This is a genomic window from Williamsia sp. SKLECPSW1 (genome assembly GCF_054332755.1).
Map to the genome: position 1 here is coordinate 637,731 of NZ_JBTGLI010000002.1, position 16,537 is coordinate 654,267.

Consider the following 16,537-nt stretch of genomic DNA (forward strand, 5'->3'; position numbering starts at 1 on the left):
TCGGGGTCGGCGGGCGGGCACGCCGGTGTCCGTCACCGAGCCGCGACACCCGTGTCGACACCGCGCAGCCGCTGCGAGATCACCGTGGTGATCCCGTCCCCCTGCATGCTCACGCCGTAGAGCGCGTCGGCGATCTCCATCGTCGGCTTCTGGTGGGTGATGACGATGAGCTGCGATCGTTCGCGGAGCTGCTCGAACAGTCGGATCAGGCGACGCAGGTTGGTGTCGTCCAGGGCGGCCTCGACCTCGTCCATCACGTAGAAGGGCGACGGCCGGGCCCGGAAGATGGCCACCAGCATGGCGATCGCGGTGAGCGACTTCTCGCCACCGGACAGCAGCGAGAGACGCTTGACCTTCTTGCCGGGTGGGCGCGCCTCGACCTCGATGCCGGTCGCGAGCATGTCGCCGGGGTCGGTGAGGACGAGACGACCCTCGCCGCCGGGGAACAACGTCCGGAACACCTCGACGAACTCACGCTCGACGTCGGCGTAGGCCTCGGTGAACACCCGCAGGATGGTCTCGTCGACATCGGCGACCACGTCGAGCAGGTCCCGACGGGCGCTGCGGACGTCCTCGAGCTGTGTGGACAGGAAGGTGTAGCGCTCCTCGAGCGCCGCGAACTCCTCGAGCGCGAGCGGGTTCACCTTGCCCAGCGCGGTGAGGTCCTTCTGCGCCGCCTTCGCCCGACGTTCCTGTGTGGCGCGGTCGTAGGGCATCGGCGCGGGCGCGACGACGATCTCGCCCCGTTCCTTCGCCTGCTCGTACTCGGCGATCTCCAGAGCGCTCGGCGGCAACGGCACGTCGGGTCCGTACTCGGCGACGAGGTCGTCGGGTCCGATCGACCACGTCTCGAGGATCTGCGCCTCGAGTTGTTCGACGCGGAGCGCGAGCTGGGCGCCGGCGACCTCGTCGGCGTGCAGTTCCTCGCGCAGCGTGGACAGTTCCGCGGTGAGCTCGGCGACGCGACGCCGGACGGCGTCGAGCTGCGCCGAGCGGTGCGTCCGCGCTGCCTCGAGCCGGTCGCGGACGGACTGCGCCGCGGCGACGGACACCCGGAGCCGACGGTCGATCTCGTCGCAGGCCGCGACCACCGCGGTGGCCACCTCGGCGGCCTGGATGCGTGAGCGGTTCTGCCGCTCGGCACGGGCGCGGGACTCGCGTTCGGCGGCCGCCGAACGGCGCAGCTGATCGGCACGACCCCGGATCGACGCGAGCCGCTCCTCGGCCGTGCGCAGTGCGAGGCGTGCGTCGGTCTCCTCCGACCGGGCGTCGGCGACAGCCGAGGCGGCTGCGGCGCGTTCGGCGTCGGCGCCGGTGTCGGTGACGTGGTCGTCGGGGTCGACGCGGGCGGCCTGCAGGCGTCGTTCCATCTCGGCCAGCTCGGCGACGGCCGTGGCGCGGTTGGACTCCACCGCGGCCCGGCGCACGCTGAGGCGTTCGGCCTCACCGTGGGCGGCGCGGACGGCCTGCCCCAGGCGCGCGAGCTGCTCGTAGACGGCCCCGACCGCGGCGTCGGACTCGTGCAACGCGGTGACCGCGTCGTCGGCCGCCCGCCGACGGGCCTCCTGGTCGGCCAGGGCACCGGACAGCGCCGCCGACAGCTCCTCACACCGGTGTCGTGCGATCACGAGATCGGCCTCGGCCGAATCGATCTCGGCCTGCAGCTCCAGCGCCGACGGGCGGCGGTCCGAGCCGCCGGTCAGCCATCCCGGGCCCACCACGTCGCCGTCGCGGGTCACGACGACCAGTCGTTCGCCCCCGTCGGCGGCGTCGCTCGCGACCCGTCCCGCGATGTCGAGGTCGTCGGCGACGACGGTCTGTGCGAGCACGAGGTCCATCGCGCCCTGCAGGTCGTCGGGGGCGTGGACGAGGTCGGCGATCCAGCGGGCGCCGGCCGGCAGTGTCACCGCGCGCGCTGCACGGTGACGCGGGAGTCCACCGACGACGAGGGCCGCCCGGCCCGCGTCGGCGTCCTTGAGCCGCCGGAGCGCGGTGTGGGCGGCGGCGTGATCGGTGGTCGCGACCGCGTCCTCGGCGGGGCCGAGCGCGGCGGCGACGGCGGTCTCGAAACCGGGCTCGACCCGCAGCACGTCGGCGAGTGCGCCGCGCAGTCCGTCGACGCCGTTGTCGGCCTCCGACAGCAGCCATGCACCACCGTCGCGACGGCTCAGGCCGGTGGACAGCGCGTCGATGCGTGCCGTCAGCGACGCGATCTGCTGTTCGGCGGCGCGTTCGGCGGCCTGCAGCTCGGTGACCCGGTCGTTCGCGGCGTCGAGGGCGGCGACGGTGCGCTCGTGGTGTTCGTCGAGTCCGCGTTCGGTGGCGTCGAGTTCGGGGACCCGCTCCTGGACGGCGTCGAACTCACGCTGCGCCTCGTCGGCGCGTTGGCCGGCCTCGACGATCGCCTCCGACAGCCGCGTGTCCTCGGCCTCGGCGGACTCCACGCGCGCGGCGAGTGTGGTCACCTGTCCCTCGAGGCGGACGAGTCCCTCCCGCCGGTCGGCGACCGCACGCACCGCCGCCATGTGGGCGCGATCGGCCTCCGAGGCGACGGACTCGGCGGCCTGCAGCGCGGCGCGAGCACTCTCGAGGGTGTCCTGGGCGACCTCGACGGCCTCCGCGCGGATGGCCTCGTCCTCGGCGGCGGCCTCCGCGGCGGCCTCGAGTTCCTCCGGATCGCGGCCGGTCTCGACCGCCACGGGTTCGGCGAGGTGGCGCGAGCGCTCGGCCGCCACGCGACGGGTGGCGTCGATGCGTTCGGCCAGTGCGGACAGACGGAACCACGTCGCCCCCGCGGACTGCGCGGCCGGAGCGATCGCGGCGACCTGTTCCTCGTGCGCGGCCATCTCCGCGGTCGCCGCGTCGAGCGCGGCGGCGACGGCGTCGGAGCGTTCCCGGATCCCCGCCTCGACCGCGTCCCGGTCGGCCCGGGACGCACGCAGCGTCACCAGGTCGTCGGCGGCGAGTCGCAGTCGGGCGTCGCGCAGGTCGGCCTGCACGGTCTGGGCCCGTCGCGCCACCTCGGCCTGTCGCCCCAGGGGCTTGAGCTGCCGACGGAGTTCGTCGGTGAGGTCGGTGAGGCGGGCCAGGTTCGCCTGCATCGACTCGAGCTTGCGGACGGCCTTCTCTTTGCGTTTGCGGTGCTTGAGGACGCCGGCGGCCTCCTCGATGAAGGCGCGACGATCCTCCGGCCGGGACTCGAGGATCGCCGAGAGCCTGCCCTGGCCGACGATCACGTGCATCTCGCGACCGATGCCGGAGTCGCTGAGCAGTTCCTGCACGTCCATGAGACGACAGGTGCTGCCGTTGATCTCGTACTCGCCCGCGCCGTCACGGAACATCCGCCGCGTCACCGACACCTCGGAGTAGTCGATGGGCAGCGCGCCGTCGGCGTTGTCGATGGTGAGCGTCACCTCGGCGCGTCCGAGCGGCGCCCGTCCGGATGTGCCGGCGAAGATGACGTCCTCCATCTTCCCGCCGCGCAGCGCCTTGGCGCCCTGCTCCCCCATCACCCAGCTGAGCGCGTCGACGACATTCGACTTGCCCGAGCCGTTCGGTCCGACGACACAGGTGATCCCCGGCTCGAAGCGCAGGGTGGTGGCCGACGCGAAGGACTTGAATCCCTTCAACGTCAGGCTCTTGAGGTGCACGACGGTAGAGAGTACCCATCGCGTCGGCGACCACCGGGTGAACAACCGCCCCGGGCGTGGGCGCGACCGCGGATCGCCCCGGGGCTCAGCGTTCGACGAAGCCGGTGTACTCCCCCGTCGCCGGACCCGTGTCCTCGACGACGAGGTCGACGCGCCCCGGTGTCTGTCCACCGCGCAGCCAACCGAGCAGGGCGGCGGTGGCCTCGGCGGCGCCCTCGGCCACGACGAGCACCCGCCCGTCGGCCTGGTTCGCGGCGTACCCGGTGAGGCCGAGTTCCAGCGCCCGGGACCGCGTCCACCAGCGGAATCCGACTCCCTGGACGTGCCCGTGCACCCAGGCTGTCAGCCGGACGGTGTCGTCGGTCACGACACCGGATCCCCGGTCGGGATGTCGAGGTCGACGGTGGTCCCGGCCTTCAGCGTGCGGCCGACGGTGCAGCTCGCGTCGACCGATCGGCGCACGACGGTGAGCAGCCGCTCCAGCGCGGCGGGATCCATCCCGGTCAGGTCGAGTTCCAGTGACTCCTGCAGGTGCGGGTACACCTCCTCGTCCCGGTCGGCGTCACCGGAGACACGCACGGTCGCGGCGTAGTCGTCGCCGAGACGGCGCGCGAGGGTGGCGTCCGAACTCATACCGGTGCAGGCGGCGAGGGCGATCTTGAGCAGCTCACCGGGTGTGAAGACCCCCTCGACGTCGACGGATCCGACCTCGACGGTGGCCCCTCGGGAACTGTGGCCGACGTACCGGCGGGTCCCGGTCCGCTCGACCCAGAGGTCGGTGGAGGCGGCAGGGGTGTTCTCAGCGGTCATGCCAGCAGTCAACACGCCCCTGACGGTGCGGATTCCGGCCCATCCGGCGCACCTGCGTCACCGCACGAACCGGTACCCCATCCCGGCCTCGGTGAGCAGATGGCGCGGGTGCGCGGGTTCGGGTTCGAGCTTGCGCCGCAGTCCGGCGAGATACACACGCAGATAATGGGTCTGGGAGTGGTACGACGGTCCCCACACCTCGTGCAGCAGCTCCCGTTGGCCCACGAGCTTGCCCTCGTTGCGGACCAGCATCTCCAGCACACCCCATTCGGTCGGGGTCAGGTGCACCGGTTCGCCGTCGCGGGTGACGATCTTCGCCGTGAGGTCGACCACGAACGAGCCCGCGTCGACGACCGGCACCTCGGCGCCGGGTGTGGGCGCCTCGGCCCGCCGTACCGCCGCCCGCAGTCGTGCCAGCAGCTCCTCCATGCCGAACGGCTTCGTCACGTAGTCGTCGGCGCCGGCGTCGAGCGCGTCGACCTTGTCGGCCGAGTCCACCCGGGCCGACAGCACGATCACGGGCACGGTGGTCCAGCCCCGGAGACCCGAGAGCACCGACATCCCGTCCATGTCCGGGAGACCGAGGTCGAGGATGACGACCTGGGGATCGGTCTGCGCCGCGGCCCGTAGCGCCCCGGCCCCGGTCGACGCGGTGGTCACCTCGAATCCGCGGGCCCGCAGGTTGATCCGCAGCGCCCGCAGGATCTGCGGCTCGTCGTCGACGACGAGCACGCGGACCGACTCAGGTGCCGGTGGTTGCGACACCGCGCACATCCTCTCCCCGTGGGGCCCCGTCCCCGTCCGACCCGTCCCTGTCCGACCCGTCCCCGTCGGCCTCGTCCCCGTCGGTCGTCCCGTCGGCGGGCAGGTCGACCACCGTGGTCGAGCCCCCGCCCGGCGTCTCCACCACCTCGAGGTGGCCACCCATCGCCTCGGTGAACCCGGAGGCCACCGACAGGCCCAGTCCCACACCGGAACTGGAGTTCTGGTCGCCCAGCCGGTGGAACGCCGACAACACCACGGACCGATCGGCCTCGGCGATCCCGATGCCGTGGTCGACGACGAGCACCCGGACCCGGCCGGATGCGCTGGTCGCGGTGTCGTCGTCGGGTTCGTGCGGTTCGGCGCGCACGGTGACAGCCGCATCCCCCGAGTGACGTAGCGCGTTGTCGACGAGGTTGGCCAGGACCCGTTCGAGCAGCACCGGATCCGCCCAGACCAGGACGTGCCCACCGTCGACGCGCACCCGCTCGGTCGCGGTCGTCGCATAACTGGCCATCCCGACGAGCACCCGGCCGACGACCTCACCGAGGTAGACGTGACGCATCTGCGGGCGCACCACACCGGCGGCGAGACGCGACGAGTCGAGCAGGTTGCCGACGATCGCTGTGAGGTGGTCGGTCGACTCCTCGATCGTGGCCAACAGTTCGGCGGTGTCCTCGGGCGAGAACGAGACGTCTGTGCTGCGCAGGCTCGACGCCGCCGCCTTCACCGCGGCGAGCGGTGTGCGCAGGTCGTGACTGACCGCCGAGAGCAGCGCGCGTCGCAGTTTGTCGGTCTCGGCCAGGGCACGGGCCTCCGATGCCGCCTCGGCGAGTCGGCGTCGTTCGACGACCCCGGCCGCCTGCGTGGCGACGGCGGTGAGCACGCGCCGATCGCGCGCTGTCGGGGACGGCCCGCGGAGCAGCAGCGCGTACTCACCCGAGGCGACGGTGCAGACGGTGTCGGCCTCGCCGGGACGGGTCGCGGGATCGGTGCCGACCGCGTTCTCGACGATCGGGACGGAGTCGCCGGCCAGCCGCACCACCGAGACCGCGGTCTGGTCGAAGGTGTCGCGCACCAACTCGAGCAACGTGCCCGGACTGGTGCCGCTGAGCACGGCGCCGGCGAAGGTGGTGAGCAGTTCGGCCTCGGCCGCTGCGCGGGACGCCTCCCGGCGTCGGCGCGCGGCCGAGTCGACCAGTGCCGCCACCGCGACCGCCACCACCAGCAGCACGATGATCGTCGACGCGTTCTCGGTGTTGTCGATGGTGAAGCTGTGGCGGGGGGCGGTGAAGAAGTAGTTGAGCAGCAGACCGGAGACGATCGCGGTCAGCGCCGCCGGCGCGATACCGCCCAGCAGCGAGATCGCGAGCACCACGAGGAAGAACACCGCGGTCTCGGTGGCCAACCCCATCCACCGGTCGGCCCAGATCATCACCGCCGCGGCAACGGAGGGCACGAGCACGGCGAACACCCAGGTCAGCGGACGACGGAACGGGCTCCGTCGGATGTCGAGGGGATTGCGGCGAGGGGTCTGTTCGTGGGTCACCATGTGGACGTCGATCTTGCCCGACATGCGGACGACGGCCGCCCCGGTGCCCTCGGCGACCAACCGCTCCCAGCGGGATCGGCGCGAGGTCCCGAGCACGAGCTGCGTCGCGTTCACCCCGCGCGCGAAGTCGAGCAGGGTCTCGGCGATGTCGTCGCCGACGGCGGTGTGGATGCGCGCGCCGAACCCCTCGGCGAGGTCGGACAGCGAGGGCAGCTCACCGGAGAGTCGGTCCAGCAGTCCGTCGCCGCGGACGACGTGCACCGCGATCAGTTCGGCGCTGGACCGCGACGCGATGCGACTCGCGCGGCGCAGCAGGGTGGCCGACTCCGGTCCCCCGGTCACCGCGACGACGACACGCTCCCGCGTCTCCCAGGTGGCCGTGATCGCGTTCTGCGCGCGGTAGTCGGCCAGGGCGTCGTCGACGCGGTCGGCCAGCCAGAGAAGCGCCAACTCGCGCAGCGCGGTCAGGTTCCCCTGCCGGAAGTAGTTGGCCAGGGCGCCCTGGATGCGATCGCCGCGGTACACCTTTCCCGCGGCCAGTCGCCGACGCAGCGCCTCCGGCGCGATGTCGACGAGTTCGATGGAGTCCGCCGCCCGCACCACCTCGTCGGGGACCGTCTCACGCTGGGTGACGCCAGTGATCTCCGCGACGACGTCGTTGAGGCTCTCCAGGTGTTGGATGTTCACCGTCGAGAGCACGTCGATGCCTGCGTCCAGCAGGTCGCGGATGTCCTCCCACCGTTTGGTGTTGCGCAGACCCGGGGCGTTGGTGTGCGCCAGTTCGTCGACGAGCACGACGTCGGGACGACGGGCGAGGACCACGTCGACGTCGAGTTCGTGCAGCACCGTGCCGCGGTGCGGGACGGCCCGCGTCGGGAGGGTCTCGAGACCGTCCGCCATCTGCGCGGTGGCGTCGCGGCCGTGTGTCTCGACGATCGCGGCGACGACGTCGGATCCCTCGGCGAGCAGTGTCCTGGCCTGCGCGAGCATCTCGTAGGTCTTGCCCACGCCGGGTGCGCAGCCGAGGAAGATCTGCAGGGTCCCCCGACGATCACCGGTCGGATCGTCGCGATGCCGAGGGGACGGTGCGGACACCGCCTGATCTTCCGCTGTGGGGGTCATGCCGCGCTACCCGCACCCGCTCGCGGTCAGACCGAGTCCGCGGTTCACGCCCAGCACGTTGACGACCGGTTGGCCGAGGAACCCCAGCTGGCGGCCGGAGGTGTTCGCGGCGATCACGGCACGCACCTCGGCGGGTGTCCTGCCCGTGACGCGCGCGATCCGGTCGACCTGGATGGCCGCATAGGCGGGACTGATGTCGGGGTCGAGGCCGGAGCCGGATCCGGTGACCGCGTCGACCGGGACCCGATCGGGTGCGACGCCCTCGCGCGCTGCGATCGCGGCACGGCGTTCGGTGATCCACCGGGCGAGCTTTCCGCTGGACGGGCCCTGCTGGCTCGCAGCGGACGCCGACGGGTCGCCGGGTGCGAACGGGTCGTCGTCGGATCCGACGACCCGCGCGTGCAGATAGGGGTCGGGCGCACCCGGAGCCGGCCGCTGGTCGATGCCGAGCTGCGCCGATCCGACGACGCAGCCCGCACGATCGGTGACCCGCGATCCCTCCGGGCCGCCCGGTGCGATGCGCGAGACACCCCACACGACAGCCGGATAGGCGACGCCGACGACGACGGTCAGCGCGACGAGGACCGCGAGACCCACGACGGCCTGCCGGAGCACCTGCCTGAGGACGAGCACCACTACCCCATTCCCGGGATGAATCGGACGACGAGATCGATGAGCCAGATGCCCACGAACGGTGAGATGACGCCGCCGACGCCGTAGACGAGCAGGTTGCGCCCGAGCAGTCGCGACGCCGACGACGGTCGGTAGGCGACACCGCGCAGCGACAACGGGATCAACGCGATGATGATGAGCGCGTTGAAGATGACGGCCGAGGTGATCGCCGACTGCGCCGAGTGCAGCCGCATGATGTTCAGTCCGTCGAGCTGCGGATAGATCCCGCTGAACAGAGCGGGCAGGATCGCGAAGTACTTGGCGAGGTCGTTCGCGAGGGAGAACGTCGTCAGCGCGCCGCGGGTGATGAGCAACTGTTTGCCGATCGCCACCACGTCGATGAGCTTCGTCGGATCCGAGTCGAGGTCGACCATGTTGCCGGCCTCCTTCGCGGCCGACGTGCCGGTGTTCATCGCCAGGCCCACGTCGGCCTGTGCGAGCGCGGGCGCGTCGTTGGTGCCGTCGCCGGTCATCGCGACGAGTTTCCCCGCGGCCTGCTCGGACCGGATGACCTCGAGCTTGTCCTCGGGTGTCGCCTCGGAGACGACGTCGTCGACGCCGGCCTGCGCCGCGATCGCCGCCGCGGTCCGGGGGTTGTCACCGGTGACCATCACCGTGCGGATGCCCATCGCCCGCAGCTGCGCGAAGCGCTCGGCCATACCGGGTTTGACGATGTCGGACAGAGCGATCACACCCAGCACACGGACCGGCCCGTCGCCGTGGCGATCGCCGACCACCAGGGGTGTGCCTCCGCCGGCGGCGATCTCCTCGACGGTGTCGGACACCTGCGTCTCGACCGACGCCCCGGTCGACCGGGCCCAGGAGATCACCGCGTCGGCGGCGCCCTTGCGCAGGGCGAGTCCGTCGGTGACATCGGCCGGACCGCTGCGCGTCCGGAGGAGATCGAGTCCGCTCATCCGGGTCTGCGCGGTGAACGGGACGAGGGTCGCCGTGCCGGGTCCCGGACGCACCGCCTCGACGTCGACCCCGTGTGTGGCCGCGCAGAACTCGACGATGCTGCGTCCCTCGGGGGTGTCGTCGCCGAGGCTCGATCGACATGCGGCGAGGGCGATCTCGTCGACGGAGACGCCCGGCGCGGGGATCACCGCCGTGGCCCGGCGGTTGCCGAAGGTGATGGTGCCGGTCTTGTCCATCAGGAGCGTGTCGATGTCGCCGGCCGCCTCCACCGCGCGCCCCGACATCGCGAGGACGTTGCGCTGCACCAGCCTGTCCATGCCCGCGATGCCGATCGACGACAGGAGGGCGCCGATGGTCGTCGGGATGAGGCAGACGAGCAGGGCGATGAGCTTGATCGGGTCGGGGGTCGACCCGCCGTACTGCTGCACCGGGCCGATCGCGACCACGGCGAGCAGGAAGATGATCGTCAGACTCGCGAGCAGGATGTCCAGGGCGATCTCGTTGGGCGTCTTCGTGCGCGAGGCGCCCTCCACGAGCGCGATCATCCGGTCGACGAACGACTCCCCCGGCCGGGTGGTGATCTGCACGACGATGCGGTCCGACAGCACGACGGTCCCACCGGTCACCGCGCAGCGGTCACCCCCGGATTCCCGCACCACGGGGGCGGATTCACCGGTGATCGCGGACTCGTCGACGGTCGCGATCCCCTCGACGACGTCACCGTCGCCCGCGATGGTCTCGCCGGCCTCGACGACGATCCGGTCGCCCACGGTCAGGTCCGAGCCCGCCACCTCGACCACCGAACCGTCGTCCCGGAGCAGACGGGCGGTCGTGTCGCGCGTGACCTTCCGCAGACTCTCGGCCTGCGCCTTGCCCCGCCCCTCGGCCACCGCCGTGGCCAGGTTGGCGAACACGACCGTGAACCACAGCCAGAACGCGATACCCCACGCGAACACCGAGGGCCGCACGATCGCCAGGATCGTCGTGACGATCGACCCGACGAACACCACGAACATGACCGGGTTGCGGACCTGCTGGCGTGGGGTGAGCGCTCGGACGGCGTCCGGGAGCGCGGTCACCAGCGACCGCGGCGAGAACGAGCCGCGGCCGGCCAGATCGGCCGGGGCCGCCGACGACGCGTCGGGGGTGTCGGTCTCGACGGAGATGGGGGCCGTCACTGCATCGCCTCCGCGATCGGTCCCAGCGCGAGGGCCGGGAAGAAGGTCAGTCCGGCGACGAGCACCACCGTGCCGAAGAGCAGTCCGCCGAACAGGAGCCCGTGGGTGGGCAGGGTCGCCGTGGACGACTCGGCCGGGCGTTGCCGAGCGAGGAGTCCGGCGAGCGCGAGGGTGAACACGATGGGCAGGAAGCGGCCGAGCAGCATCGCCGTTCCGAGCGCCGCCTGGAACCAGTCGCTGGTGACGGTGAGTCCGCCGAATGCGCTGCCGTTGTTGTTCGACGCGGATGCGAAGGCGTACAACACCTCCGAGAAGCCGTGGACCGACTGCGGCGAACCCGGGGGCCCGCTGTTGCCCTGGAACCCGGTCGTGGACGACAGCGCCATCGTGATCCCGGTGCCGATGAGCACCAACGCCGGCATCACCAGGATCGACAGTGCCGCGACGGTGATCTCGCGTTGCCCGATCTTCTTGCCGAGGAACGTCGGTGTGCGGCCGACCAGGAGGCCGCCGACGAACACCGCGATGACCGCGAGGACGAGGATCCCGTAGAGCCCCGTGCCGACGCCGCCGGGAGCGACCTCACCGAGCAGCATGTTCCACAGCAGTGCGCCGCCACCGGCCGCCGAGAAGCTGTCGTGCTGGGAGTTGACCGCACCCGTCGAGGTCCCGGTGGTCGCGACCGCGTAGAGCACCGACGCGGGGATCCCGAACCGTTGCTCCTTGCCCTCCATCATGGCGCCGGCCGCACGCGCGGCGACGCCGGTGGTGTGCTGCTCGAAATACGAGGTGATCGCGACGATCACCGCGAACAGCGTCGCCATGACCCCGAGGACGGTCAGCCCCTGACGGCGATCGCGAACCATGGTCGAGTAGGTGCGGGTGAGACAGACCGGGATGAGCAGGAGCGCGATGATCTGGGCGATGTTGCTCAGCGGCGTCGGGTTCTCGAACGGGTGCGCAGAGTTCGTGCCCAGCGACCCTCCGCCGTTGGTGCCCAGCTCCTTGATGGCCTCCTGCGAGGCGTAGGGACCGACAACCGCATGACCGTGCGACCCGTCCAGGTTCGTGAAGTCGAACCCGGCGTGGAACGACTGCACCACACCCTGGGTGAGGAGCAGGAGCGCGAACACCAGTGAGAGCGGGAGAAGGATCCGCACGGTCGCGCGCACGAGGTCGACCCAGAAGTTGCCGAGTTCGCCGGCGCCCGTCGTCGCGACGATCCCGCGGATCAGCGCGACCGCGACCGCGATCCCGACCGCGGCGGACAGGAAGTTCTGGACCGCGAGACCACCGGCCTGCACGAGGTTTCCCATCACCGCCTCGGGGCTGTAGGACTGCCAGTTGGTGTTGGTGACGAACGAGACGGCGGTGTTGAACGCCATCGCACCGGGGACCGCGGGGCGACCTCCGGACATCGGCAGGACGCCCTGGAGACGTTGCAGCGCATAGAGGAACAGCACACCGACGAGCGAGAAGCCGAGGACGGCCGCGGCGTAGCCGACCCAGGTCTGCGGACGCGCGGCGTCCACGCGCACCAGCCGGTACAGCCCCCGCTCCACCCGTAGGTGCCGCGGCGAGGTCAGGGCATGCGCGATGTAGTCGCCGAGCGGGACGTAGGCGAGGGCGAGGACGACGACCACCACCCCGATCTGGAGGGTGGCGGCGAGAGCGGGATCCACGTCGGCGTCAGAACCTCTCCGGGAACACGAGTGCGGTGACGAGGTACAGAACCAACGCAGCCGCGACGACGAGCACCACCACGGTGATGGTGCCGGTGAGCGTCACCGCGACACCCGGGACGCGACGGCCCGCAGGGTCAGCGCGCACAGCGCGAACAGCACGAGGATCATTGCCACGAAGGCGAAGTCCGCCACGTCGGTCACTCCTGAGGACAGCGCCACCCGGGTCGGGCGGCTCGCATCGGTGATGCTGCCGCTCATGTCGGGGTGGATCGTCGCCGTTAACGACCTTTCGACGCCCTGACCTAGAGCCTTGACGGGATCCTTACGCCCGCCGAGATGCCCGGCACGCCGTCCTTCGCGACGCGAGACGACGTGGGCGGGTCAGGCGGGGACGCCGCGCGGGCGCGTCTGGCACCGCGGGCAGCTGAAGGAGCTGCGGTTCATGAACTGTTCGCGCCGGATCGGGGTGCCGCAGCGGTGACACGGCCGCCCCTCACGCCCGTAGGCGTCCAGCGAGCGGTCGAAGTAGCCCGACGCGCCGTTGACGTTCACGTAGAGCGCGTCGAACGAGGTTCCGCCCTGCGCCAGGGCCTGCTCCATCACCTCGCGAGCGGCGTCGAGCAGGCGGCCCAGCACCCGCGGCCCGAGTGCGTCCGTCATCCGAGCGCCGTGGATCCTGCTGCGCCACAGTGACTCGTCGGCGTAGATGTTGCCGACGCCGCTCACCACGGTCTGGTCGAGCAGGGCCCGTTTGATCTCGGTGTGCTTGCCGCGCCATGTCGTCACGACCCGGCGCCGGTCGAAGGCGGGGTCGAACGGGTCCCGCGCGATGTGGGCGATCGAGGCGGGAACGGTGTCCACGCCGCCGTCGGTGGGAGTCACGAGCTCGTCGAGGAACCAGCCACCGAACGTGCGCTGGTCGACGAACCGCAGTTCGCGTCCGTCGGCGAGACCCACCCGGATGTGCAGGTGTTTCTGGTCGGGTGTCTCGGCGTCGCACACCAGCATCTGTCCGCTCATGCCGAGGTGGACGACCACGGCGAGGTCGGGGGGTGTGTCGAGGGGACTCCGCGCCCCGGCGACGTCGAGCCACAGGTACTTGCCCCGTCGCCGTGCGGCGACGACCCGCGTGCCGGTCAGGGCGTCGGCGAGATCGCGCGCACCCCCGACGTGACGTCGGACGGCACGAGGGTGCCCGACGCGGACCGCCTCGATCACCTGACCGACGACGTGCGCGTCGAGCCCGCGGCGGACGACCTCGACCTCGGGGAGTTCGGGCACCTCAGCCGGCAGGCGTCGCGGGAGTCGGGAAGTCGGCGGTCGACGACGCGTCCGTCGTGGACGCCGCGGCGGCGGTCAGGGTGGCGTAGGCGGCCGAGGCCGCCTTCTGCTCGGCTTCCTTCTTCGTGCGTCCGGAGCCCTCGCCGTGCCCCTCCCCGCCCACGAGTGCGACCGCCGAGAACACCTTGTCGTGGTCGGGGCCGGTCGAGGTGATCCGGTACTGCGGGACGCCGAGTCCCCGGGCGGCCGTCAGCTCCTGCAGGGAGGTCTTCCAGTCGAGTCCGGCGCCGGCCACCGCGGCCCGGTCCAGGGAGTCGGCGAACAGAGCGCGGATCACGGTCCGCGCCACCTCGAAGCCGTGGTCGAGATAGAGCGCGCCGAGGATCGACTCCATCCCGTCGGCGAGGATGCTCGCCTTGTCCCGGCCCCCGGTCATCTCCTCACCGCGCCCCAGCAGGATGTGTCGGCCGAGGCCGCCCTCACCCAACCCGCGCGCGATGTCGGCGAGGGCGTACATGTTCACGACGCTGGCCCGGATCTTGGCGAGCTCACCCTCGGGGCGGTCGGGATGGGTCAGGTACAGCTGCTCGGTGACGACGACGCCGAGCACCGAGTCCCCCAGGAACTCCAGGCGCTCGTTCGTCGGCAGACCACCGTTCTCATAGGCGTAGGACCGGTGCGTCAGCGCCAGGGTCAGCAACTGCTGCGAGATCACGACGCCGAGCGCGTCGAGCAACGGCGCCGGATCGGTCAGGAGCGCAGGCAGGTCGCCCGGGCGATCGGCCACGGACGCCTCGTCGCTCATCGCGGACTCCCCGACCCGTCCCCCACCGACCCGTCCCCCGACGCCGACCCGGCATCCGACGGCTCGTCGGCGGTCGTCGCGATGTCCTTCAGGGCGGCCCAGCGCGGGTCGATCACCTCGTGTCCGTGATCGGGGCCGGCGGCGTCGAGCCGGACACCGCACTCCGCACACAGTCCGGCGCAGTCGGGTCGACACAGCGGCGCCATCGGCAGGTCGAGCGCGATCGCGTCGATCACGGCCTGCTCGAGGTCGATGTGGTCATCGTCGATCCGATGCACGTCGTCCGCGTCCGAGGTCTGGTCGGTGGTGCTCTGCGGGTACGCGTACAGCTCGGTGAGGAAGACGGTGACGGTGTCGCCGAGGGGTTCCAGACAGCGTGCGCACTGACCGGCTGTCTCGCCGCTGACCGTGCCGGTGACGAGCACCCCCTCGGTCACCGCCTCGAGCTTGAGGTCGAGATCGATGTCGCTGTCGGCGGGGATGCCGATCAGGTCCAGACCGATGGCGTGGTCGCAGGACACCGTGCGGTGCACCTGGGTCATCGTCCCGGCACGCCGCCCGAGGGAACGGATGTCGAGGACGAAGGGGGACATCGTCGAACTGTTTCGCTGGTCGGACACGCGCGAGACGATACGTGAACTGGGCGATTCGTCCCACCCGCCACGTCGGCCGTCCTCACCCGCGGGCGACGAAGGGCGACAGCGCGGTGTCGCTCAGACCGCGACCCCGTGCGGGAACTCGCGATCGTGCAGGTCGACGGGGTGGTCGGAGTAGTCGTGCACGCCGGCGCCGGTCCGCAGCTGCTGCCGGCCGCGGCTCACCGACCGCATCGTGGCGGTGAGGGCCTCCTCGAAGTCGGCGAGCTTGTTGTCGACGTAGACGTCGCACTCGCCGCGCAGTCGGTCGGACTCTGCGTGCGCCGCGTCGATGATGCGGTCGGCCTCGGACTTCGCGGCCGCGACGACCTCGGTCTCGGACACCAGTCGCTGCTGCTCGGCGATGCCGTCGGCGACGGACTTCTCGTAGGAGGCGTTGCCCGACTCGATCATGCGGGCCGCCTCGGCGCGCGCACGTCCGGTGACGGCCTCGAACTCGCGGGCGGCGCCGGCGGCGGTGCGCTCGGCCTCCTCGGTCGCGTCCGCCATCAGGTCGGAGGCATGCGACTGCGCCTCGCCGACCATGCGATCGGCGTGCGACTTGGCCTCGGACAGGATCCGATCGGCCTCGGCGCGGGCGTGCGACACCATCGCGTCGGCCTGCGACGTCGCCTCGGCGATCGCGGTGTCGGCGTGCGCCCGGGCGTCGCCGACCAGCTTGTCGCGCTGGTCGAGCACGTCCTGAGCGTCGTCGAGTTCGGCGGGGATGGCGTCCTTGACGTCGTCGAGGAGTTCGAGCACGTCGCCTCGGGGGACGACGCATCCTGCGGTCATCGGGACGCCGCGTGCCTCCTCGACGATGGCGCCCAGTTCGTCCAGAGCTTCGAACACGCGGTACACGGCTACCTCACTTCGTTCGGGCTGTCGACGCACCACCGGATGGGATGGGTGGTGACTGTGTGAACAGTGTGCCGTCTGTGACTGGAGTTCCGTGGGAGGCGATCGGTGTGTCGGATCGGGTGATCGTGGATCAGGTGAGGGCGGAGGCGATCGCGTCGGCCACCGGGGCGGGTACGTAGGGCGTGACGTCGCCGCCCAGCCGTGCGACCTCCTTCACCAGCGAACTCGACACGTGTGCGTGCCGGGGGTCGCCGAGGAGGAACAGGGTCTCGACCCCGGCGAGCTCGCGGTTCATCTGCGCCATCGGCGTCTCGTACTGGAAGTCGACGGGACCACGCAGCCCCTTCACCATGGTCGTGAGGTCCCGGTGCACGCAGTAGTCGACCAGGAGTCCCTCCCACCGGTCGACGGTGACCCCGGGGATGTGCGCGGTCGACGCCTCGATGAGGGCGACACGCTCGTCGACGCCGAACATGCCCTTCTTCGACGGGTTGACGGTCACCAGCACCACCACCTCGTCGAAGCGCTCCGCCGCGCGCTCCACCACGAACAGGTGTCCGCTGGTGATGGGGTCGAACGAGCCGGGGCAGACCGCTGTCGTCATGG

Annotated in this window: 15 protein-coding genes; all 15 read right to left on the bottom strand. The window is 71.3% G+C overall.

What is annotated here, in order from left to right; all coding sequences use genetic code 11:
- Nucleotides 1-32: 32 nt before the first annotated feature.
- Nucleotides 33-3,650 carry a chromosome segregation protein SMC gene (gene smc, locus ACXVUM_RS18830; RefSeq protein WP_458523432.1) on the bottom strand — a complete coding sequence of 1,206 codons (3,618 nt, stop codon included), beginning with the start codon at nt 3,648-3,650 and terminating at the stop codon, nt 33-35.
- A gap of 85 nt (nt 3,651-3,735) precedes the next feature.
- The gene (locus ACXVUM_RS18835) at nt 3,736-4,017 is read right to left on the bottom strand and encodes an acylphosphatase (protein ID WP_458523433.1); all 282 of its coding nucleotides are present in this window, start codon (nt 4,015-4,017) and stop codon (nt 3,736-3,738) included.
- A complete protein-coding gene (locus ACXVUM_RS18840; protein WP_458523434.1) occupies nt 4,014-4,460 on the bottom strand; it encodes an OsmC family protein in 447 nt (148 codons plus the stop codon). Before ACXVUM_RS18840 ends, ACXVUM_RS18835 begins: the two co-directional genes overlap by 4 nt.
- A 57-nt stretch (nt 4,461-4,517) precedes the next feature.
- Nucleotides 4,518-5,225: a response regulator gene (locus ACXVUM_RS18845; protein WP_458523435.1), complete on the bottom strand. Its 708-nt coding sequence runs from the start codon at nt 5,223-5,225 to the stop codon at nt 4,518-4,520.
- Nucleotides 5,203-7,896, bottom strand: coding sequence for a DUF4118 domain-containing protein (locus ACXVUM_RS18850; RefSeq protein WP_458523436.1), 2,694 nt, complete (start codon nt 7,894-7,896; stop codon nt 5,203-5,205). Before ACXVUM_RS18850 ends, ACXVUM_RS18845 begins: the two co-directional genes overlap by 23 nt.
- A gap of 6 nt (nt 7,897-7,902) precedes the next feature.
- Nucleotides 7,903-8,529 carry a potassium-transporting ATPase subunit C gene (locus tag ACXVUM_RS18855; protein WP_458523437.1) on the bottom strand — a complete coding sequence of 209 codons (627 nt, stop codon included), beginning with the start codon at nt 8,527-8,529 and terminating at the stop codon, nt 7,903-7,905.
- A gap of 2 nt (nt 8,530-8,531) precedes the next feature.
- On the bottom strand, nt 8,532-10,652 hold the full coding sequence (gene kdpB / locus ACXVUM_RS18860; RefSeq protein WP_458523569.1) for a potassium-transporting ATPase subunit KdpB: 2,121 nt from the start codon (nt 10,650-10,652) through the stop codon (nt 8,532-8,534).
- An 8-nt stretch (nt 10,653-10,660) separates the two neighbouring features.
- Nucleotides 10,661-12,346, bottom strand: coding sequence for a potassium-transporting ATPase subunit KdpA (gene kdpA, locus ACXVUM_RS18865; protein ID WP_458523438.1), 1,686 nt, complete (start codon nt 12,344-12,346; stop codon nt 10,661-10,663).
- A gap of 7 nt (nt 12,347-12,353) precedes the next feature.
- On the bottom strand, nt 12,354-12,452 hold the full coding sequence (locus tag ACXVUM_RS18870) for a potassium-transporting ATPase subunit F (RefSeq protein ID WP_458523439.1): 99 nt from the start codon (nt 12,450-12,452) through the stop codon (nt 12,354-12,356).
- Complete coding sequence (locus ACXVUM_RS18875; RefSeq protein ID WP_458523440.1) at nt 12,449-12,607, bottom strand: hypothetical protein; 159 nt, start codon at nt 12,605-12,607, stop codon at nt 12,449-12,451. Before ACXVUM_RS18875 ends, ACXVUM_RS18870 begins: the two co-directional genes overlap by 4 nt.
- 123 nt (nt 12,608-12,730) lie before the next feature.
- Complete coding sequence (mutM, locus tag ACXVUM_RS18880; RefSeq protein ID WP_458523441.1) at nt 12,731-13,630, bottom strand: bifunctional DNA-formamidopyrimidine glycosylase/DNA-(apurinic or apyrimidinic site) lyase; 900 nt, start codon at nt 13,628-13,630, stop codon at nt 12,731-12,733.
- Nucleotide 13,631: 1 nt separating this feature from the next.
- The gene (gene rnc, locus ACXVUM_RS18885) at nt 13,632-14,435 is read right to left on the bottom strand and encodes a ribonuclease III (protein ID WP_458523442.1); all 804 of its coding nucleotides are present in this window, start codon (nt 14,433-14,435) and stop codon (nt 13,632-13,634) included.
- On the bottom strand, nt 14,432-15,028 hold the full coding sequence (locus ACXVUM_RS18890) for a YceD family protein (RefSeq protein WP_458523570.1): 597 nt from the start codon (nt 15,026-15,028) through the stop codon (nt 14,432-14,434). Before ACXVUM_RS18890 ends, rnc begins: the two co-directional genes overlap by 4 nt.
- Before the next feature lie 120 nt (nt 15,029-15,148).
- The gene (locus ACXVUM_RS18895; RefSeq protein ID WP_458523443.1) at nt 15,149-15,931 is read right to left on the bottom strand and encodes a DivIVA domain-containing protein; all 783 of its coding nucleotides are present in this window, start codon (nt 15,929-15,931) and stop codon (nt 15,149-15,151) included.
- Between the two features lie 130 nt (nt 15,932-16,061).
- Entirely contained in the window at nt 16,062-16,535 is a 474-nt protein-coding gene (gene coaD, locus ACXVUM_RS18900; protein ID WP_458523444.1) for a pantetheine-phosphate adenylyltransferase, read from the bottom strand.
- Nucleotides 16,536-16,537: the final 2 nt, after the last annotated feature.

Excerpts from the sequence above, each read along its gene's own strand:
- ACXVUM_RS18850 (WP_458523436.1), bottom strand. The coding sequence starts at position 7,896 with ATGACCCCCACAGCGGAAGATCAGGCGGTGTCCGCACCGTCCCCTCGG.
- coaD (WP_458523444.1), bottom strand. The coding sequence starts at position 16,535 with ATGACGACAGCGGTCTGCCCCGGCTCGTTCGACCCCATCACCAGCGGA.
- ACXVUM_RS18875 (WP_458523440.1), bottom strand. The coding sequence starts at position 12,607 with ATGAGCGGCAGCATCACCGATGCGAGCCGCCCGACCCGGGTGGCGCTG.
- ACXVUM_RS18840 (WP_458523434.1), bottom strand. The coding sequence starts at position 4,460 with ATGACCGCTGAGAACACCCCTGCCGCCTCCACCGACCTCTGGGTCGAG.
- rnc (WP_458523442.1), bottom strand. The coding sequence starts at position 14,435 with ATGAGCGACGAGGCGTCCGTGGCCGATCGCCCGGGCGACCTGCCTGCG.
- ACXVUM_RS18890 (WP_458523570.1), bottom strand. The coding sequence starts at position 15,028 with ATGTCCCCCTTCGTCCTCGACATCCGTTCCCTCGGGCGGCGTGCCGGG.